Consider the following 19,570-nt stretch of genomic DNA (forward strand, 5'->3'; position numbering starts at 1 on the left):
CTGTTCGTACGCATCCGATCAGAGCGACGCTAACCGCACCCACTGACAATCGGGCTCATCTCACGACTTCCCGTATGTCTCGCTACTTCCCCTTGTCTCCCGTCACTTCCCGTACGCCTCGTCGCAGATACGGGACGCGGGGCTGTCCGGGGTCCAGCCGCCCAGCGACCTGCCCATGGCGCAGACGTCGTCGGTGGTGACCGGCGGTGGTGCCGGGGCGGGCGGGGGAGCGGCCCGGTGGGCCGTGGGGCGCGGGCGGGGGTGGGGCACCCGGTCGGGGCGGCGCGGGGCCGGTGCGGGAGCCGGGGTCGAGGCCCGGGGTGAGGGCATCGGCGGCAGCGCCGTGTCCAGGGCCTCGCGGGCCGGAGCCTGGACGATCTGCGGCGCCACTCTGCGGTCGGCGCGCTCGCTGGTGAGCCGGGGAGGAGGCGGCGCCGGTGGCCGTTCGCCGGGTCCGCGCTCGACGGTGACGCACCCGGATACCGTCAGGGCGGCCACGCCGACCAGGAGCCTCGCTGCGTTTCGTGTTCGGTGCACCCGCTCAACTCTGGTGGTTGCGGGGCCCGTTGGGGGAGGGTGCGGGCCCGGATTGGCCCGCACGAGTGACGGCGATCAGCTGACGGCTCCTTCGGGCGTGACGGCGGTCAGTCGCCGGTCGTGCCGTCGACGCCCTCGCGCAGCAGGTCGGCGTGGCCGTTGTGGCGCGCGTACTCCTCGATCATGTGCGTGTAGATCCAGCGCAGGTTGAAGTGCTGCCCGCGGCGGGCGGTGCCCTTGCTCAGGGTGTCGAGGGAGTGGCCGGCGGCGTGGGCGCGGGCCTTGTCGATCTCGCCCTGCCAGGTGGCCAGCGCCACCTCCATGGTGTCGGCGGGCCCGGGGTGGAAGTCGCCGTCCGGGTCCTCGTCGGTGTAGAAGTGCGCCTTGCCGTTGTCGCCGCCGAAGACATTGCTGAACCAGTGCTGCTCGACCTCGGCCATGTGCCGTACCAGGCCCATCAGGGTCAGCGTGGAGGGCGGCATCGAGGCCGTCCTGAGCTGTTCGTCGGTGAGCCCGGAACACTTCAGGGCCAGCGTCTCGCGGTGGTAGTCGAGCCACCCCACGAGCATGGGCAGTTCGGCGGCGTCGAGGGCGGGTTCATGGCGGTCGGGCGTCTGAGTCGTCGTCATGGCGGTCATCCTCACGGATGGGCGACGCGGCCGCCAGGGGTTTAGGGCCCGGGCGGATCCGGCCGTCCATCGGGCGGTATGCCCGGCACACGTATGCTGATCAGGCAAGCAAGCGTGACGTCGGACGGCGACAGGAGACTTCGTGAAGGTCGGCTGCATCGGACTCGGGGACATCGCACAGAAGGCCTATCTGCCGGTCCTGACCACACTCCCCGGCACGGAGCTGCATCTGCAGACCCGCACCCCCGCCACCCTCGCGCGCGTCGCGGACACCCACCACATTCCCGCCGAGCGGCGCCACACCGAGCTCGACGCGCTGATCGCGCAGGGCCTGGACGCGGCCTTCGTGCACGCGCCGACCGCCGTGCATCCGGCGATCGTCACCCGGCTCCTGGAGGCGGGCGTCCCGACGTACGTGGACAAGCCGATGGCGTATGAACTCGCCGACTCCGAGCGGCTGGTGGAGCTCGCCGAGGAGCGCGGGGTGAGCCTCACCGTCGGGTTCAACCGGCGCCTCGCGCCCGGCTACGCTCAGTGCGCCGAGCATCCGCGCGAGCTCATCCTGATGCAGAAGAACCGCGTCGGCCTGCCCGAGGACCCGCGCACCATGGTCCTCGACGACTTCATCCATGTCGTCGACACCCTGCGCTTCCTGGCGCCGGGTCCCGTCGAGCACACGGTGGTACGGGCCCGGGTCCGCGAGGGCCTGATGGAGCACGTCGTCCTCCAGCTCTCCGGCGACGGCTTCACCGCGATCGGCACCATGAACCGGATGAACGGCTCCACCGAGGAGATCCTGGAGGTCTCCGGGCAGGACACCAAGCGGCAGGTGCTCAACCTCGCCGAGATCGTCGACCACAAGGGCCAGCCGACCCTGCGCCGGCGCGGCGACTGGGTGCCGGTGGCCCGCCAGCGCGGCATCGAGCAGTCGGTGCACTCCTTCCTCGACGCCGTACGGGCCGGAAAGCTGCTCAGCGCACGCGACGCGCTGGCGACTCATGAGCTGTGCGAGCGAGTGGTACGGGAGGCTCTGGAGCAGGCCTCCTGAGCGAGCGCCGCCCCTCGGCGGCGCAGTAGAGGGCGAGGACGGCCAGGGCCGAGTACACCGCCCAGTCGCCGAACCGGTCGTACAGCGTGGAGCCGTGCGCCAGCGGCATGTCGTAGAGGGCCGTGGCGCTGCGGTCGGTGCCCAGCCAGTGGCCGATGCGCTCGCCGTCCGGCCCGTACGCCGCGCTGATCCCGGTCAGCGTGGCGTGCACGGCCGGGCGGCCCGTCTCGGCGGCCCGCAGGGCGGCGAGTGAGGCGTGCTGCGCGGGCGCCCAGCTGTGCTGGAAGGACGACGTCGACGACTGGGCGACGATCAACTGGGCGCCGTCGCGCACCAGATGGCGGCTCATGTCGGGGAACGCCGACTCGAAGCAGATGACCGGGCCGACCCGCAGCCCGTCCGGGAGCGTCATCACCACCGGTGTCGTGCCCCGGCGCCGGTCCTCGCCCGCCGCCTTGCCCACCGAGGTGGCCCAGCCGAGCAGGGAGCGGGCCGGGATGTACTCGCCGAACGGGACCAGGCGCATCTTGTCGTAGCGGTCACCGGTCGGCCCGTCCGGCCCGACCAGGACCGTGCTCTTGAAGATCCCGGGCCGGTCGGCGCGGCGCGCGTCCACGTTGACCAGGATGTCGGCGCCCACCGCCCGGGACAGCGTGGCGATCCGGGCCGCGAGATCGGGCCGGGCCGTCAGGTCCGTGCCGACGCTGCTCTCGCCCCACACCACGAGCCCGACGTCCTTGCCCACCAGCGACCGGGTCAGCGCCTCGCTGCGGGCGAAGCGGGCGTCGCCGTTCTCGTAGACGCCCGGCTGGACGACGGCGACCCGCACCCGGCCCGCCCGTTCGGTGTGCGGCGCCCACAGCCACACCGCCCCGGTGGCCACCGCCCCGGCCAGCACCGCGGCCGCCGCGGGCGTACGGGCCTGGGGCGCCACCACCAGGACCGTCACCGCGACATTCGCGGCCACCACGAACAGGCTCACCAGCCAGACCCCGCCGACCGAGGCGAGCCGCAGCGCGGGCACCACCTGCCACTGACTGGACCCGAGGAGCCCCCACGGGCCGCCCAACCCCTGCCAGGACCGCACCAGTTCGACCATCAGCCAGCCCGACGGCAGCACCGCGAGCGCGGCGAGCGCGCGGCCGGTGGACACCCTGCCCCGCAGCAGCGACCGCGCCATCGCACCCCAGGGCGCCCACAGCAGCCCGAGCAGCGCGGCGAGGACGACGATGAACATGTTCAGGCTCGGCATCAGCCAGTGGTGGACCGCCATCATGAACCCGGTCCCGCCCAGCCAGCCGTCCACGGCCGCCCGCCGTCCGTCGCGGGCCGAGCGGATGAGCAGCAGCCACGGCACGAGCGCGACATACGCGAACCACCACAGGCTCGGCGCGGGGAACGCGAGCGCCGGGAGCGCCCCGGCGAGCAGGGCGGCGGCGCCGCGCCACCACCGCGAGACCCTCACGCGGCGGCGCAGCCCCGCGAGCGGATGCCGCAGCCCGACCGGAATCCGCATGCCGCGCCTCCTCGACCACCCTGAGCGGTGCTTTTCGCGTGTCCGCCCCCAGTGTGCGTCTTCAGTGTGCTTTCCGGGTGTCTGCCCCGATCCGCGTTTCACATGTGCGGGTCAGGTGCCGAGCGCCCCCGACACATGCCGCCACTTCTCCTGGACGGTCACCGCGTCGATGCGCCAGCCGGGTTCCGTACGCCGCAGGGAGAAGGCGTACCGGCCGCCGGAGACGAAGTTGGGCCCGGCCGGTCCGCCGTCGCCGTTGGCGCCCGGGCCGAAGCACATCGGGTTGATGTAGTCGGCCCGCACGCGCGCCCGGTCGCCCGGGTAGCCGCCCAGGTCCTGGAGGGTCAGCAGCCGGTTCACGATCAGGTGCTGGCGGACGGGGAAGAGCCGCATGGTCTCCGCGAGCCACGCCGCCACGTCGGCGGCTGGGCCCTCGGTGCCGCCCGCCGCGCGGTAGTCGGCGCGTCCGTCGGGGGTGAACAGCGCCCCGTACGCGGCCCAGTCGGCGTCGTCGACGGCCGCCGCGTAGCCGGTGATGAGTTCGTCGATGGCGAGCCGGTCCATCACGGTCGCGAGTTCCACACGCTGGGTCATCGGGTCAGTCTCGGGCAGCGGGGGCGACAGGCCAAGAGTGCCGACGGGCCCGGCCGCGGTGGCGGGGTGGCTCTTGTGGGCGGCGGAACGTACGTGCTACCCGTGGGCGCCATGACCGTACGCAGTGAACGCAATGGCCCCGTCACGACCGTGGTGCTCTCGCGCCCCAGTGCGCGCAACGCCGTCGACGGCCCCACCGCCCGCGCGCTTGCCGACGCCTTCCGGGCCTTCGAGGCCGACGAGGAGGCGGCGGTCGCCGTGCTCTGGGGCGAGGGCGGCACGTTCTGCGCCGGCGCGGACCTCAAGGCCTTCGGCACCGGGAGCGGCAACGTGGTCACCGACGAGGGCGACGGCCCGATGGGCCCGACCCGTATGCGGCTCTCCAAGCCGGTGATCGCGGCGGTCGCGGGCCACGCGGTGGCGGGCGGTCTGGAGCTCGCGCTCTGGTGCGATCTGCGGGTGGCCGAACAGGACGCGGTGTTCGGCGTCTTCTGCCGCCGCTGGGGCGTCCCGCTGATCGACGGCGGTACGGTACGGCTGCCCCGGCTGATCGGCGCGGGGCGCGCGATGGACCTGGTCCTGACCGGCCGCCCGGTGGACGCCGCCGAGGCGCTGGCCATCGGCCTCGCCGACCGGGTGGTGGCGACCGGGACGGCCCGGGCGGCGGCCGAGGCACTGGCGGCCGAGATCGCCGCGTTCCCGCAGCTGTGCCTGCGCGAGGACCGCCTCTCGATGCTGGAACAGGAGGGCATGGGCGAGCCGGAGGCCCTGCGCAACGAACTCGCCCACGGCGTACGGTCACTGAAGGCGGCGGCCGAGGGGGTGGCGCGGTTCGCGTCGGGGGAGGGGCGGCACGGCTCCTTCGGCTGACCCCGGCTCAGCCGTCCGTCGGCTTCCCCGACAGGCGGTGGCGCTTGAACCAGGCCAGGACCGCCGCGCCCACGCCGGTCACCGCGATGAATCCCATCGCGATCAGGAACACCGGCGAACTCGGGGACGCGGCGCGGCTGCCCGCGACCACGTACGCAGCGGTGTTGGGGATCGAGCCGAGCCCCGTGGCCAGCAGGAACGGCAGCCAGCCCATCCGCGAGACGGCCGCGCAGTAGTTGGCCGCGGCGAACGGGACGCCCGGGAAGAGCCGGATCGCCAGCATCGAGCGGAAGCCGTGCCGGCTCAGCTGGCCGTCCGCCGCCGTCAGCCAGCGGCCCCGCAGCAGCGGCCGCAGCGCGTCCTGGCCGAGCGCCCGGCCGAGCCCGAACGAGATCCCGGCGCCCAGCACCGTCCCGGCGAGCGCCGAGGCGAGGCCCGCCGACGAGCCGAAGAGGGCGCCCGCCGCGAGGTTCAGCAGGGGGCGCGGCACGAACGCCGCGGTGCACAGCCCGTATGCCACACCGAAAAGCACGACCGCCGCGCCGCCGCTGAGCTGCGGCGGCCAGCCCGTGGCGAGCAGCCGCTGCGGCTGGAGCAGCAGCACGGTCGTGGCGGCCGCCGCGAGCACCAGGACCAGCAGGGCGAGCCGGGACCAGGGCGAGAGCAGGGCCCTGGTGCAGCGCACGGCGAGCCCGGCGGACGGGCGGGCGACGGGGTCGTCGAGCATCCGGGGAGACTAACCGACAGGGGTGTGTGATCGCCGTAACGGGTGTCGCACCGGGCCGGACGGCGAGGTGAACACCCGGAGCCCCCACGGCCCCACGCGGCGGGGTGCCATCCCAACTCCCCACCGGGGAAAACCATTCGACGCCGCCCCGCCCGCCGGGGCATGATCGGCCACATGTTCCGGCACGCCTTCCTCGCAGCGCCGTCCGCAGTCGCGGACGCGCCGAAGGCTGCCCTCGCGGCGGCGGCAGTCGCAGCCGCCGCAGCGTTCATCGCTGCCGCAGCGCCCCTCGACGGCGCCCGAAGCTGACCCTTCCCGGAGAGACCGGCGGACCCCGCAGGGGGAGGGTCGGTCGGACTCAGGGGTCCCGTCGCGGCTTCGAGCCATCAGCATCCCGAGGGACACAGCCATGCCCAAGACGGCATACGTACGCACCAAGCCCCATCTGAACATCGGCACCATGGGCCATGTCGACCACGGCAAGACCACGTTGACCGCCGCCATCACCAAGGTGCTCGCCGAGCGCGGCACCGGCACGTTCGTCCCCTTCGACCGGATCGACCGGGCGCCGGAGGAGGCGGCGCGGGGCATCACCATCAACATCGCGCACGTCGAGTACGAGACCGACACCCGCCACTACGCCCATGTCGACATGCCGGGTCACGCCGACTACGTAAAGAACATGGTCACCGGCGCCGCCCAGCTGGACGGGGCGATCCTCGTCGTCTCGGCGCTCGACGGGATCATGCCGCAGACCGCCGAGCACGTGCTGCTCGCCCGCCAAGTCGGCGTCGACCACATCGTGGTCGCGCTCAACAAGGCGGACGCGGGTGACGAGGAGCTGACCGACCTGGTCGAGCTGGAGGTCCGCGACCTGCTCTCGGCGCACGGGTACGGGGGCGACTCGGTGCCGGTCGTCCGCGTCTCCGGGCTGAAGGCCCTGGAGGGCGACCCGCGCTGGACGGCGGCCATCGAGGCGCTGCTCGACGCGGTCGACACCTATGTGCCGATGCCGGTCCGCTACACCGACGCGCCGTTCCTGCTGCCGGTGGAGAACGTCCTGACCATCACCGGCCGGGGCACCGTCGTCACCGGCGCGGTCGAGCGCGGCACGGTCAAGGTCGGCGACCGCGTCGAGGTCCTCGGCGCGGACGTCGAGAGCGTCGTCACGGGTCTGGAGACCTTCGGCAAGCCGATGGAGTCCGCCGAGGCCGGGGACAACGTGGCGCTGCTGCTGCGCGGGGTGCCCCGTGACGCGGTGCGGCGCGGCCATGTGGTGGCGGCGCCGGGCACCACCACGGCGAGCCGGCGGTTCACGGCGCAGGTGTACGTCCTGTCGGCGCGCGAGGGCGGGCGCACCACCCCGGTCGCCACCGGCTACCGCCCGCAGTTCTACCTCCGTACCGCGGACGTGGTCGGCGACGTCGACCTCGGCGAGACGGCTGTCGCGCGCCCCGGCGACACGGTCACCATGACCGTCGAGCTGGGCCGGGACATCCCGCTGGAGCCGGGTCTCGGCTTCGCCATCCGCGAGGGCGGCCGCACGGTCGGCGCGGGCACGGTCACCGAGGTGCTCTGAGCGAGCAACAGCGGGCCCGTCTTCTTCGGTACCCCGAAGGAGGCGGGCTCCGCGCGCTCCGTCAGACTCTGCGGTATGGGAGACACGGCACTCGTGCTCGGCGCGGGCGGAATCACCGGCGTCGGCTGGGAGATCGGCATGCTCTACGGGCTCGCCGAGGCGGGCGCCGACGTGAGCGGCGCGGAGCTCGTCGTCGGCAGTTCGGCGGGCTCGGTGGTCGCCGCGCAGATCACCTCGGGTCGCATCGGCCTGCCCGCGCTGTACGAGCGCCAGCTCGCCCGCCCCGACGGCGAGATCCCGGCCCACCTCGGCCCCGCCACGGTGTTCCGTTTCGCCCGCGCGGCGCTGACCTCCCGTACGCCCGAGGAGTACGGGCGCAAGCTCGGCCGGATGGCGCTCGCCGCCGACACACCGGGCGAGGCCGAGCGGCGCGCGGTGATCGCGGGGCGGCTCGTGTCCCACGAGTGGCCCCGGCGGCGGCTGCGGATCACGGCGGTCGCGGCGGACAGCGGTGAGCTGCGGATCTTCGACCGGGAGAGCGGGGTGGAGCTGGTCGACGCGGTCGCCGCCAGCTGCGCGGTGCCCGGAGTGTGGCCGACCGTCGGCGTGGAGGGCCGCCGGTGGATCGACGGGGGCGTGCACTCCCCGGCCAACGCCCAGCTCGCCGCCGGGTACGACCGGGTGGTGGTCCTTGCCCCGCTGGCGATGGGCGGCGGCCCGCTGGACTCGCCCCGCACCCAGGTGGCGAAGCTGATCGCGGCGGGCGCGCGCGTCCAGCTCATCACGCCCGACGCGGCCGCCCGCAGGTCGTTCGGCCGCAACTCCCTCGAACCGTCCCGCCGCGCCCCGGCCGCCCGAGCCGGTCGCGCGCAGGCCGCAGCCCACGCGGCGGCGGTGGCCGAGCTGTGGTCCTAGCGACCATCTGCTGACGCACAATGGGACGGTGAACGAGCCGATACCGGTCAGCCGGACAGTGGACTGGGGCACCGCCAAGCTGATGCCCGACGTGGACCGGGAGCGGGCCTGGCTGCTCACGGTGAACGGGGCGCCCCAGTCGTACGTCGACCTCGACGACCCGACGTACATCGAGTTCGAGTACGCCCGCAGGCTCGCCCATGTCGTCGACCGCGCGGGGGAGGAGGGCGCTCCGCTGGACGTCCTGCACCTCGGAGGCGGCGCGCTCACCCTGCCCCGCTATGTGGCGGCCACCCGGCCCGGCTCGCGCCAGGACGTGGTGGAGGCGGACCGGGGGCTGATCGGGCTCGTCGGCGAGCATCTGCCGCTGCCCGACGGCTGCGGCATCCGGGTGCACGCGGCGGACGCGCGCGGCTGGGCCGAGAAGGCGCCCGCCCACTCGGTCGATCTGCTGGTCGCCGATGTGTTCGGCGGGTCCCGGGTGCCCGCGCACCTCACCTCGGTCGAGTACGCGCGGGTCGCCGAGCGGGTGCTGAAGCCCGGCGGGCTCTATGCGGCCAACCTCGCCGACGGCGCGCCGTTCGCCTTCCTGCGCTCCCAACTCGCCAATTTCCGGGCGGTGTTCGCCGAGGTCGCGCTGATCGCGGAGCCTGCGGTGCTGCGCGGGCGGCGGTTCGGGAACGTGGTGCTGCTCGCCTCGCAGCGGCCGCTGCCGATCGCGGAGCTCGCGCGGCTGACCGCCGGGGACGCGTTCCCGGCGCGGGTCGAACACGGCGACGCGCTGCGGCGGTTCATCGGTGCCGCGGTGCCGGTACCGGACGCCGAGGCGCAGCCGTCACCCGAGCCCCCCGACGGGGCGTTCGGCATCGGCTGAGTCGGCAGCCGCGTCCGAAGGCCTCCCGGACGCCACCGGCGTGGTGCGGCGCACCAGATTGCGTACGTCCGGGACAAGCAGCACCGCGGCCGTCAGGACCACGATCACCACCGCACAGCCCCACAGCGCGGACGTCCGGCCGAACGCGCTCTCGGCCGGGCCGGCGAGAGCGGTGGCCAGCGGCACCATGGCGAGCGAGCCCAGCCAGTCGTACGCGGAGACCCGGGACAGCTTCTCCTCGGGGATCTCCTGGTGCATGGCGGTCATCCAGGAGACGCCGAACACCTCGATCGACACACCGGTCACGAACATCACCGCGACCAGCACCCCGATCGGCGCGGGCACCGCGAGCGCGGCGGACGGCAGGGCGAGCGGGAAGACGCAGAGCGTGCCGACGAACAGCAGCCGGCGCGGCTTCCAGCGCATCATCACCAGCGCCCCGCCGACCGTGCCCGCGCCGAACGCGGCGAGCGCCAGGCCCCACGGCCCCGGCCCGCCCAGATGGTCCCGGGCGACCAGCGGCCCGTACACCGCGTCGGCGGCCACCACCACGGCGTTGACGAGGGAGAACTGCGCCACGATCGCCCAGAGCCAGGGGCGGCCGATGAACTCCTGCCAACCGTCGCGCAGATCGGCGAGGATGCCGCCGCCGGGCGCGCGGGCCGGGACGTCGCTCACGTCGATGAAGGCGCGCAGCGCGCCTGCGACCGCGAACGCGGCGGCGTCGACGGCCAGGACCCAGCCGGGGCCGACCGCGGCGATGAGCGCGCCGCCGAGGGCCGCGCCGCCGATCCCGGCGCCCTGCATCGCCATCCGGTAGAGCGCGAAGGCGCGTCCGGCCTGCTCGCCCTCGACGCTGGAGAGCAGCATGCCTTCGGATGCCGGGCTGAAGAACGCCTGCCCCACTCCGCCGAGCCCGCTGAGCAGCATCATCTGCCAGAGCGCGGGGGTGCCGCCCAGAACGAGCAGCGCGAAGGCGCCCTGGGAGAGGAAGTTGAGGGTGTTGGCGGCGACCATCACCCGGTGCCGGGGTATCCGGTCCGCCAACGCGCCGCCGACGAGCAGGAAGAGGACGAGCGGCACGGTACGGGCCGCCGCCACCAGACCCACGTCGCCGCCGTCGCCGCCCGACTGCAGCACCGCGAACGCCGAGGCGATGAGCGCGCCCTGGCTGCCCAGGTTGGTCACGATCGCGGCGGCGGTGAGCAAGGAGTAGTTGCGGCCCGCCCAGGTGGGACGGCGGAAACGGGAAGCGGCGGCGGCAGATGTCACGTGTGGACTATCGCCGCCGCCGCCTCGAAGTGCCAAACCGATTGCGGTACCGGGGGTGCTACCGCGCTCGGAACCGGCCGATTCCGCGGTCGGTGCTGCGGATCAGCCGGTGGGCGCCGTGCTCGCCAGACGGACGGTGCTGAGGATCTTCTGGATCGTTTCTTCGGAGACCGCGCCGTTGACGCCGGTGGCCGCGTACAGGTTCCAGGCCACGAAGTCGCCCTTGGCGTTCTTGAAGCCGAAGACGATCGCCTGGCCGTCGGTGGAGCACTTGCCGGTCTTCTTGACCCCGGTCGCCGAGGCACGCGCGACGCTGCCGGTGATGCCCGACTTGGTGGTGTACGGGACCGCCTTGACGGTCTTGATGATCTTCTTGTCCGGCTGCGTGTACGCGCCGTACACCCACCAGGGCACCTGGTTGTCGGCGACCTCGTCGGTGTTCTTGGCGCCGTCGGCGCCCTTGGTGCCGGTGCCCGCGAGATCGGTGTACTCAAGGTTGCCGTCGTGGTTGGAGTCCTCCGAGCACCACTTGGGCTTGTAGTACGCGGGCGCCGACTGCACGATCAGCGGCTTGCCGGTCGGGTCCTTGTGGTCCTCGAAGCCACCGGTCCAGCCCGGCCCCTTGAAGTCCCAGTCCGCCGGGACGTCGAAGGACGTGCCCCACTTGGGGTTGGTGATGACCTTCCACCCCTCGATGGTCGGCTTCTCCTCCACGGTGGAGCCGCCGCGCGGGTTGTCGGTGGGGGCGCCGGGCGACGCGGACTGCTGCGGCGCGGCGCGATTGGTCGGCTTGTTGTCGGCCTTGTCGTCCTTCTTGCCGTCGTCCTTCATGACCACGACGCCGGTGACGACGGCCGCGATCACGACCGCGCTCGCGGCGACGATCGCGATGAGGGTCGTCTTCTTCTTGTTCCCGCCCCCGTCCTGGCCCGGCATCGGCGGTCCGGGCGGGGCCGCGACGGGGTACTGCGGCACCGTCGGCTGCTGGTACGGGTTGGGCTGCTGCGGGTAACCCGGCTGCTGGTAGCCGCCGGCCGGAGCCTGGTACCCCGGCTGCGTCGGCTGCTGGTACGGGTTGGGTGCTTGGTACCCCGGCTGCTGATACGGGTTCTGGTTAGGGTCCTGCGGATTCTGCTCGCCCCCGGGCGGCTGCTGTCCTTGCCACATGGCGAGTAACCATAGAGGGGCCACGTCACTCCTGCTACGTCCGCCCCTGTGGGGGGATGGCCAAGGTCTACTACTCGCGGGTAACATCGCCCTCCATGAGCGCTGATCAGATGTCCGTCGGCGAGATGCTCGCCGCCACCGTTCCCATGGCCAGGACCCTGAACCTGGAGTTCCTGGAGACCACCCCGGAGCGGGCCGTGGTCCGCCTGCCCGACCAGGCCGACTACCACAACCACGTGGGCGGACCGCACGCCGGCGCGATGTTCACGCTCGCCGAGTCCGCCAGCGGCGCGATCGTGATCGCGGCCTTCGGCGACCAGATGCACCGTGCCGTGCCGCTCGCCGTCAAGGCGGAAATCGGCTACAAGAAGCTCGCGATGGGCGTGGTCACCGCCACCGCGACGCTGGGCCGCCCGATCGCCGACGTCGTCGCGGAGCTGGACGCCGGGCAGCGCCCGGAGTTCCCCGTCGCCATCGCCATCCAGCGCGAGGACGGCGCGGTCACCGGCGAGATGACCGTGGTGTGGACCCTGCGGCCCAACGCCTGACGGACCCGCGTCCGGACCTGCCCCGGCCCCGAGTGCTGACGCGCTCGGGGCCGGGGCTGTTTCTTGTTCAACTTATTGACTCCTTCAGGGGGCGGTCCTAGCTTTCTCGGACAACACGTGACGCCTGACGGTGTGTCAACACTGTTGTGCCGCATGGTGGGTTCACAAGTCGAAGCACGTCCGCTCGTTCGCACGTGTCATCTCGTCGTGCCCGCATGTAGAGGAGTGACGGTCATGTCCGACACCGTTTCCCGGCGGTCCGCCCTGTGGCTGCTCGGCGGCGCCGTCACGGTCGCCGCGGCCGCCACCGGCTGGAGCGCCCGGCCCGCCCACGCGTCCGGCCACCGCGTCGAGGCGTTGCTGAGCCGCCTCACCCTCGACGAGAAGCTCACCCTCCTGCACGGCGCCGACGACCCGCACAGCCTCGGCCAGGCCGGCTACCTCCCGGGCGTCCCCCGCCTCGGCGTCCCGCCCCTGCGCCTCGCCGACGGCCCCGCCGGGGTCCGGGTCACCCGGCACGCCACCGCCCTGCCCGCGCCCGTGATGCTCGCCTCGGCCTTCGACCCCGCGCTCGCCCGGGAGTACGGCGAGGTCATCGGCCGCGAGGGCCGCGCGCTCGGCCAGGACGTGCTGCTCTCGCCGATGGTCAACCTGATCCGCACCCCGTACGCGGGCCGCAACTTCGAGACCTTCTCCGAGGACCCGCTGCTCGCGGCCGACCTGGTCGCCGAAGAAGTGTGCGGCATCCAGGGGCAGGGACTGATCGCCACGGTCAAGCACTTCGCCCTCAACAACCAGGAGAAGGACCGCATGTCGATCGATGTGCGGGCCGGTGAGCAGACCTTGCACGAGACGGAGCTGCGCGGCTTCGAGGCCGCGATCGCCGCCCGTACCGGCGCGGTGATGGGCTCGTACAACAAGGTCAACGGCACGTTCGCCTGCGAGAACGCGAGTCTGCTCACCGGGGTGCTGCGGGATGCCTGGGGCTTCGAGGGCTGGGTGATGACGGACTGGTTCGCCGCGCACTCCACGGCCGCCGCGATCGGTGCCGGGCTCGACATGGAGATGCCGAACGACGCCTACTTCGGCGCGGCGCTGAAGCGGGCCGTCCGGGACGGCAGCGTTCCCGAGGCGCTGGTCGACCGCTCGGTGCGCCGCGTCCTGTCCGTCATGGACCGCTTCGGGCTGCTCGACGGCAGCGCCCCGCCCCGGCCAGCGCGCGATGCGGCGGCCGGGGCCCGTACCGCCCTGAAGGTCGCCGAGGCGGGCGCGACCCTGCTGCGCAACGAGGACCGCGCCCTGCCACTGACCGGTGCGGCCGCCCGCTCGCTCGCCGTCATCGGCCCGACCGGCGCGCTCCCGTTCGTCAGCGGCGGGGGCAGCGCCCATGTGGTGCCGGACCGGGCGCAGAGCCCGCTGGACGCGATCACCGCACGGGCGGGCGAGGGTGCGCGCGTGCGGTACGCGCTCGGCGAGGACCTGTTCGGCCGCGCCCTGCCCGCCACCGCCGTCTCGCCCGGCGCCGACTTCGAGGGCCAGCACGTGGCGGCCGGGACGACCTGGACGTACGACGGAACGCTCACCGTCGCCGAGGCCGACGAGTGGACGCTGGTCATCCACTACTCCGGTCGCGAACGCCCCGTCGTCCTGCTCGACGGCACCGACCTCTTCCCGCTCGCCCCGGGCTACGGCGAGTACTTCGCGGGTGGCCTGGTCAGCGCGGCCCCCGACGGGCTTGCCGTGCGGCGGGCCACCCTGCGGCTGGCGGCCGGGCCGCACACCCTGAAGATCACCGCGAAGGGCGGCGCCGACGGGCAGCTCTTCCGGCTGCGCCGGATCACCGGGGCGACCCGCGCCGCCGATGTCGCCGAGGCGGTACGCGTGGCGCGCGCGGCCGCGAGCGTCGTGCTCTTCGCGTACGAGGACGCGACCGAGGGCGCCGACCGCACCACCCTGGCCCTGCCCGGCCACCAGAACGCGCTCATCGACGCGGTGGCCGCCGTCAACTCCCGTACCACCGTGGTCCTCAACACCTCCTCCAGCACCACGATGCCGTGGCTGGAGCGGACGGCCGCCGTGCTCCAGATGTACTACCCGGGCCAGGAGGGCGCGGCCGCCACCGCCGCCGTGCTCTTCGGCGACTGCGACCCGGGCGGCCGCCTCACCCAGTCGTTCCCGGTCTCCGACGAGCGCCACCCGGTGGCGGGGGACCCGCGCCGCTACCCGGGCGTCGACGGTGTCGAGGAGTACTCGGAGGGCATCCACCTCGGCTACCGCTGGTACGACGCGGAAGGTGTGGAGCCGCTGTTCCCCTTCGGCCACGGGCTTTCGTACACGACGTTCGCGTACGACGATCTGGAGGTGCGGGCCGAGCACGGGGGACTGGTGGTGGGCTTCACCGTCCGCAACACCGGGCGGCGCACCGGCATCGAGGTCGCCCAGGTCTACGTCGGGCCCTCGCCGGAGCTGCGGCTCGACCAGGTGGAGCGCGCGCTCGCGGGCTACCGGCGTCTGGAGTTGGACCCGGGCGACTCGCGCCGGATCACGGTCCGCATCGCGCCCCGCTCGCTCTCGTCCTGGGACCCGGCGCGGCACGGCTGGGTGCTCGGAACCGGGCGCCGCCGTATCGAGGTGGGCGCCTCGGCGCGCGACCTCAAGCTCACGGGGTACGGGGAGGTGCGCGTCGCGGGCCGTCGGTGAGCGGACCCGAGCGGGTAGGCTTCCCGACGTGCGCCAAGGGGGGCGCACGCCGGGCGTCAGCCCGTCGCTATCGGGAGGAAACGGGCGTTGCACATCCAGGAGTGGCTGGAGAACATCCCCGCCGTCAGTGTCTATCTCCTGGTGGGGCTGGTCATCGGCTTGGAGAGCCTCGGCATTCCGCTGCCGGGCGAGATCGTCCTCGTCAGCTCGGCGCTGCTGGCCTCCCAGCAGGGACACATCAACCCGGTGATCCTCGGCGCCGCCGCCGTCATCGGCGCGGTCGTCGGCGACTCGATCGGCTACGCGATCGGCCGCAAGGGCGGCAGACCGCTGCTCGCCTGGCTCGCCGCCAAGTTCCCCAAGCACTTCAGCGAAGGCCATGTCGCCATGGCGGAGAAGTCCTTCCAGAAGTGGGGCATGTGGGCGGTGTTCGTGGGCCGCTTCATCGCGCTGCTGCGGATCTTCGCGGGGCCGCTGGCGGGCGTGCTGCACATGCCGTACTGGAAGTTCTTCATCGCCAACCTGCTCGGCGGCATCTGCTGGGCGGGCGGCACCACGGCCGCCATCTACTACATCGGCACGGTCGCCGAGTCGTATCTGAAGAACTTCTCGTACGTCGGCCTCGGGCTCGCGGCGGTCTTCGGCGTGGTCTCGATGCTGGTCGTCAAGAACCGTGCCAAGAAGGCGTCGGCCGAGGTCGAGTCGGCCCCTGCCGAGAACGTGCCGGCCGCCGACTGACCGTCAGTTCTTCAGGATCACGGTCAGCGCCCGCCCGAAGACGAGCCGCCCCGCCGGGGCGATCAGCGCGTGGAGCGCGCGCGGCAGTCCGCGCACCCGTAGATCCTCGCGCCAGACGAGCCGCGCCCCGGTCCCCGACGGACCGGGGCGCACCTCGATCTCGGCCCAGCCGATGACGACACGCCCGCGCTTCTCCAACCGGCAGCGCCCCGGCCGCTGCGCCTGCGGCGGCTCCCACACCACGACCTCCATGGGGTCCTCGAACGCCAGGCGTCCAATGCCGGTCCGCGCCACGAAGACCGTGCCGACGCCGGTCGGCGGCGGGGTGGCGACGCTGATCCGGGTCAGCGGCACGCTCCCCGAGTGGCGGGGCCAGTCGGTAAGCCGCCGCCAGGCCTCGCCGCAGCTCAGCTCTGTACGCCTCTCGATCCGGAAGAGTGCCATTCGACGATCGTACGGACCACCCGCGCGCACGCCCCGCAGCGCCGTCGCCTACCGTGCCCCCTGGGTGCGATGAGATCCGTACGAAGGAGTGGCGCATGGCAGAGCGGGCGTTGGTCGTGGGCGTGGGCGGCAAGAAGCCGCAGATCGATCCGGCGGCGTTCACCGCACCCACCGCCGTGGTGCTGGGCGAGGTGACCCTGGCCGCCGGGGCGAGCGTCTGGTACCACACGGTGCTGCGGGCCGACTGCGGCCCGATCGTGCTCGGCGCCGACAGCAACATTCAGGACAACTGCACGGTCCACGTCGACCCCGGCTTCCCGGTCACCGTCGGCGAGCGCGTCTCGGTGGGGCACAACGCCGTGCTGCACGGCTGCACCGTCGAGGACGACGTGCTGGTCGGCATGGGCGCCACCGTGCTCAACGGGGCCGTGATCGGCGCGGGTTCGCTGGTCGCCGCGCAGGCACTGGTGCCGCAGAACATGGTCGTCCCGCCCGGCTCGCTGGTCGCGGGCGTCCCGGCCAAGGTCCGCCGGGAGCTGACCGAGGAGGAGCGCGAGGGCATCAAGGTCAACGCGGCGATGTACCTCGGGTTGGCACGGGATCACCGGGAAGCGCACGGGAGCTGAGGCCAGGAGGACGGGCGTGGCTGAGCGGAAGATCACAGGTCCGGCCGCTGATCAGCGCAGTCGCCGGTGAGTACCGTGTGCGGGTGCCCAAGAACAGAAACACGTTCTCATCCCTGAGCGCCTGGCGGCGCCGCACCGTCGCGGGCGCGGTCCAGCGCGGCTGGCAGTGGGTCCAGAACGCGGGCGCGGTCACCGCCGAACACCCCGGGCGGCTGCGTTTCGGCCGCATCGGCCACGGCACCCGGCTCGCGTTCCCCCAGGGCACGGTGTTCGGCGAGCCCTGGATCGAGCTCGGCGACCACTGCATCATCGGCGAACAGGTCACGCTCACGGCCGGGATGATGCCGGGCCTCGACCTCGGCGCCGAGCCGATACTGCGGCTCGGCGACGGCGTGGTGCTCGGCCGGGGCAGCCATGTCATCGCGGACACCACGGTGACCATCGGCTCCAACACGTACTGCGGCCCGTACGTCTACATCACCTCGACCAACCACAGCTACGACGACCCGCACCAGCCCGTCGGCAAGCAGTGGCCGCGCATGGAGCCGGTGGAGATCGGCCCGGGCTGCTGGCTCGGCACGGGCGCCGTGGTGCTGCCGGGCGCCCGGCTCGGCCGCAACGTGGTCGTGGCGGCGGGCGCGGTCGTCCGGGGCGAGGTCCCGGACCACGCGGTGGTGGCGGGCGCCCCCGCCAGGGTCGTACGCACCTGGGACGACCAGAACGGCTGGCAGCCCCCACTGCGCACCCCGACCCCGATCCCGATCCCGGAGGGCGTGACGCCCGAACAGCTCCTGGCGGTCGCGGAGTTGACACCGGACGAGGTGTAGGGGGTGTGGGGGTCCGACACGGTCCCGGGTCACTTAACGTTCCCGGGTCACCTAAGGGGCGCGGGGGTGATGCGGTCCCGGGTCACTTAAAGGGCGCGGGGAACTGCGCGACCAGCCACGCACGGTCCGCAGCCGAACGACGACACCGCACCCGGAAACGCACTCCGCACCCCACCACGTGGCCGTCACCCCGCCGCCAACAACAACGTCCCCACCAACGCAATGCCCGCCCCCGCGGCCTGCACCCCGCGCAGCCGCTCCTTGAGAACTCCCCGCGCGGCCAGCGCAGTGACCACCGGATACAGCGAGGCGAGGACGGCCGCGACGGTGACCGGCCCCATCCGCGCGGCCATCGCGTACGTACCGTTCGCGGCCACATCGGCGAGCCCCACGAACGCGAGCGCGGGCAGCGCCGCCCGCACGACGCCAATCCCGCCCGAGGGCAGCGCCTCCCCGCCGCGCTTCAAGGACACGTACAACGCCGCACCGCCGACGGCGACATTCGTGACGCGCTGCACGAACAGCGCGAGGAACAGCCCGGTGACGGTGGTCGACGCCTCGGCGATCAGCGCCATCACCGCCCCGAACCCGAACGCGGCGAGCAGCGTGAGCACGATCGCCTGCCGCTGCACCGGCGCGCCCCGGAACTGCGGGCCGCCCGCCATCACGACACCCGCCACGGCGACCGCGATCCCGGCGAACTGGAGGACGCCGGGGCGCTCGCCGAGCACCAGGCCGACGCCGACCGGCACGGCCACGCCGAGCGAGCCGAGCGGGGAGACCACGCCCATCGGGCCGAGCGCCAGCGCCTTGTAGAAACTGAGCATCGCGACCGGGCCGACCACGCCCGCCGCCACCGCGAACCAGAGCCGGTGGTCCGCCTGGTGCCAGCCGCCGGTCGCCACCACGATCGCGCCGAGCACCGCGACGGCGATGCACTGCGAGACGACGACCACGGTCAGCGCGGGGATGCGTCGGGTGAGCAGCCCGCCGCCGAAGTCGGCCAGCCCCCACAGGAGGCTGGTGGCCAGGGCGAACAGTGCTGTCATGGGGGGCCTCGCAGTACAGTGCGGTGAACGGTGGGGTGCACCGCACCGTAGTGCAATATATTAGACCTGTCATCCAGAATATTGGATGGCGGGATTGATCGGCCGCCACCGCGGCCCACACGATGGACGGAATGTGTCGGACCTCGACCTGCTGACCCAGTCCCTGGCCCGCAACGTCAAGCACTGGCGCAGCGAGCGCGGCTTCACCCTGGAAGCGCTCGCGACCCGCGCCGGGGTGAGCCGCGGCATGCTCATCCAGATCGAGCAGGCGCGCACCAACCCCAGCGTCGGCACCGTGGTGAAGATCGCCGACGCGCTCGGCGTGAGCATCACGACGCTGCTCGACTACGAGAGCGGTCCCAGCGTGCGGATCGTTCCGCCGGACCAGGCCGTCCGGCTCTGGTCCACCGAGCGGGGCAGCTACTCCACGCTCCTCGCGGGCACGGAGGCGCCCGGTCCGCTGGAGATGTGGAAGTGGCATCTGATGCCGGGTGACGGCAGCGCCTCCGACCCGCACCCGGCGGGCACGATCGAGCTGATCCATGTCACCGAGGGCACCCTGACCCTGGTCGTGGACGGCACCGACCACCCCGTCCCGTCGGGCCACTCGGCGTCCTTCGAGGCCAACGCGCCCCACACGTACCGTAACGACGGCACGGAACCGGTCGAGATGACCATGGCGATCTCGGTCCCGTTCGAGCGTTGAGACGTGGGTCGTGGTGTTGGTGTGGCCGGGGGGTCGACCACGGACACCTCGTGCGGTGGCTCGAACAAGCCGTCCCCGTAAAGGGGTTGTACTGCTGCACGGACTGCTGTGCGATTCTTCGCACTGAGCGGGGAAAAGTATGTGCGGAGAGGGCATCCGCCCTCGATCCTCCGCACACCTGACTGAGGGGGCTCCCCTGGAACA

At 72.8% G+C, this 19,570-nt stretch carries 20 protein-coding genes; 11 read left to right on the forward strand and 9 right to left on the reverse strand.

Annotation, left to right across the window (positions count from 1 at the left end; translation table 11 throughout):
- Positions 1 to 102: 102 nt before the first annotated feature.
- Positions 103 to 537, reverse strand: coding sequence for a hypothetical protein (locus tag ACT1U9_RS27320; protein WP_444535262.1), 435 nt, complete (start codon positions 535 to 537; stop codon positions 103 to 105).
- A gap of 107 nt (positions 538 to 644) precedes the next feature.
- A complete protein-coding gene (locus ACT1U9_RS27325; protein ID WP_444535263.1) occupies positions 645 to 1,166 on the reverse strand; it encodes a DinB family protein in 522 nt (173 codons plus the stop codon).
- A 142-nt stretch (positions 1,167 to 1,308) separates the two neighbouring features.
- Here ACT1U9_RS27325 and ACT1U9_RS27330 point away from each other — a divergent pair, with 142 nt between their 5' ends.
- Complete coding sequence (locus ACT1U9_RS27330; protein WP_444535264.1) at positions 1,309 to 2,214, forward strand: Gfo/Idh/MocA family protein; 906 nt, start codon at positions 1,309 to 1,311, stop codon at positions 2,212 to 2,214.
- Here ACT1U9_RS27330 and lnt read toward each other — a convergent pair.
- Positions 2,138 to 3,730 (reverse strand): apolipoprotein N-acyltransferase, encoded by a 1,593-nt coding sequence (lnt, locus tag ACT1U9_RS27335; protein ID WP_444535265.1) that lies wholly within the window; start codon positions 3,728 to 3,730, stop codon positions 2,138 to 2,140. The genes ACT1U9_RS27330 and lnt overlap by 77 nt on opposite strands.
- A gap of 111 nt (positions 3,731 to 3,841) precedes the next feature.
- Complete coding sequence (locus tag ACT1U9_RS27340) at positions 3,842 to 4,324, reverse strand: nuclear transport factor 2 family protein (protein WP_444535266.1); 483 nt, start codon at positions 4,322 to 4,324, stop codon at positions 3,842 to 3,844.
- A 111-nt stretch (positions 4,325 to 4,435) separates the two neighbouring features.
- Here ACT1U9_RS27340 and ACT1U9_RS27345 point away from each other — a divergent pair, with 111 nt between their 5' ends.
- Positions 4,436 to 5,194 (forward strand): crotonase/enoyl-CoA hydratase family protein, encoded by a 759-nt coding sequence (locus tag ACT1U9_RS27345; RefSeq protein ID WP_444535267.1) that lies wholly within the window; start codon positions 4,436 to 4,438, stop codon positions 5,192 to 5,194.
- 7 nt (positions 5,195 to 5,201) lie between these two features.
- Here ACT1U9_RS27345 and ACT1U9_RS27350 read toward each other — a convergent pair whose 3' ends face one another.
- On the reverse strand, positions 5,202 to 5,921 hold the full coding sequence (locus ACT1U9_RS27350) for a TVP38/TMEM64 family protein (protein ID WP_444535268.1): 720 nt from the start codon (positions 5,919 to 5,921) through the stop codon (positions 5,202 to 5,204).
- Between the two features lie 409 nt (positions 5,922 to 6,330).
- On the opposite strand from ACT1U9_RS27350, the gene tuf reads away from it, so the two are divergent.
- The 3 genes from tuf (at position 6,331) to ACT1U9_RS27365 (ending at position 9,289) form a co-directional block, all read left to right on the forward strand.
- Positions 6,331 to 7,500, forward strand: coding sequence for an elongation factor Tu (tuf, locus tag ACT1U9_RS27355; RefSeq protein ID WP_444535269.1), 1,170 nt, complete (start codon positions 6,331 to 6,333; stop codon positions 7,498 to 7,500).
- 75 nt (positions 7,501 to 7,575) lie between these two features.
- Positions 7,576 to 8,415, forward strand: a complete 840-nt coding sequence (locus tag ACT1U9_RS27360) for a patatin-like phospholipase family protein (RefSeq protein WP_444535270.1) — start codon at positions 7,576 to 7,578, stop codon at positions 8,413 to 8,415.
- Positions 8,416 to 8,443: 28 nt separating this feature from the next.
- Entirely contained in the window at positions 8,444 to 9,289 is an 846-nt protein-coding gene (locus ACT1U9_RS27365; protein ID WP_444535271.1) for a spermidine synthase, read from the forward strand.
- On the opposite strand, the gene ACT1U9_RS27370 is transcribed toward ACT1U9_RS27365, so the two are convergent.
- Positions 9,251 to 10,561: an MFS transporter gene (locus tag ACT1U9_RS27370; protein WP_444535272.1), complete on the reverse strand. Its 1,311-nt coding sequence runs from the start codon at positions 10,559 to 10,561 to the stop codon at positions 9,251 to 9,253. The genes ACT1U9_RS27365 and ACT1U9_RS27370 overlap by 39 nt on opposite strands.
- Before the next feature lie 102 nt (positions 10,562 to 10,663).
- On the reverse strand, positions 10,664 to 11,728 hold the full coding sequence (locus ACT1U9_RS27375; RefSeq protein WP_444535273.1) for a hypothetical protein: 1,065 nt from the start codon (positions 11,726 to 11,728) through the stop codon (positions 10,664 to 10,666).
- A 110-nt stretch (positions 11,729 to 11,838) separates the two neighbouring features.
- Here ACT1U9_RS27375 and ACT1U9_RS27380 point away from each other — a divergent pair, with 110 nt between their 5' ends.
- The 3 genes from ACT1U9_RS27380 to ACT1U9_RS27390 all read left to right on the forward strand — a co-directional run bounded on the left by ACT1U9_RS27380 (position 11,839) and on the right by ACT1U9_RS27390 (position 15,714).
- A complete protein-coding gene (locus ACT1U9_RS27380) occupies positions 11,839 to 12,276 on the forward strand; it encodes a DUF4442 domain-containing protein (RefSeq protein ID WP_188273340.1) in 438 nt (145 codons plus the stop codon).
- Positions 12,277 to 12,510: 234 nt separating this feature from the next.
- Positions 12,511 to 14,976 (forward strand): beta-glucosidase family protein, encoded by a 2,466-nt coding sequence (locus tag ACT1U9_RS27385; RefSeq protein WP_444535274.1) that lies wholly within the window; start codon positions 12,511 to 12,513, stop codon positions 14,974 to 14,976.
- A gap of 87 nt (positions 14,977 to 15,063) precedes the next feature.
- Positions 15,064 to 15,714, forward strand: a complete 651-nt coding sequence (locus ACT1U9_RS27390) for a DedA family protein (protein ID WP_444535275.1) — start codon at positions 15,064 to 15,066, stop codon at positions 15,712 to 15,714.
- A 3-nt stretch (positions 15,715 to 15,717) separates the two neighbouring features.
- On the opposite strand, the gene ACT1U9_RS27395 is transcribed toward ACT1U9_RS27390, so the two are convergent.
- The gene (locus tag ACT1U9_RS27395) at positions 15,718 to 16,158 is read right to left on the reverse strand and encodes an SRPBCC family protein (protein WP_444535276.1); all 441 of its coding nucleotides are present in this window, start codon (positions 16,156 to 16,158) and stop codon (positions 15,718 to 15,720) included.
- Between the two features lie 95 nt (positions 16,159 to 16,253).
- Here ACT1U9_RS27395 and ACT1U9_RS27400 point away from each other — a divergent pair, with 95 nt between their 5' ends.
- Both ACT1U9_RS27400 and ACT1U9_RS27405 read left to right on the forward strand, forming a co-directional pair.
- Entirely contained in the window at positions 16,254 to 16,784 is a 531-nt protein-coding gene (locus ACT1U9_RS27400) for a gamma carbonic anhydrase family protein (protein WP_444535277.1), read from the forward strand.
- An 83-nt stretch (positions 16,785 to 16,867) separates the two neighbouring features.
- Positions 16,868 to 17,611, forward strand: coding sequence for an acyltransferase (locus tag ACT1U9_RS27405; protein WP_444535278.1), 744 nt, complete (start codon positions 16,868 to 16,870; stop codon positions 17,609 to 17,611).
- 185 nt (positions 17,612 to 17,796) lie between these two features.
- Here ACT1U9_RS27405 and ACT1U9_RS27410 read toward each other — a convergent pair whose 3' ends face one another.
- Positions 17,797 to 18,660 (reverse strand): EamA family transporter, encoded by an 864-nt coding sequence (locus ACT1U9_RS27410; RefSeq protein WP_444535279.1) that lies wholly within the window; start codon positions 18,658 to 18,660, stop codon positions 17,797 to 17,799.
- Positions 18,661 to 18,793: 133 nt separating this feature from the next.
- On the opposite strand from ACT1U9_RS27410, the gene ACT1U9_RS27415 reads away from it, so the two are divergent.
- Complete coding sequence (locus tag ACT1U9_RS27415; RefSeq protein ID WP_444535280.1) at positions 18,794 to 19,366, forward strand: helix-turn-helix domain-containing protein; 573 nt, start codon at positions 18,794 to 18,796, stop codon at positions 19,364 to 19,366.
- Positions 19,367 to 19,570: the final 204 nt, after the last annotated feature.

The organism is Streptomyces sp. BR1 (assembly GCF_052373795.1).
Taxonomy (GTDB): Bacteria; Actinomycetota; Actinomycetes; order Streptomycetales; family Streptomycetaceae; genus Streptomyces.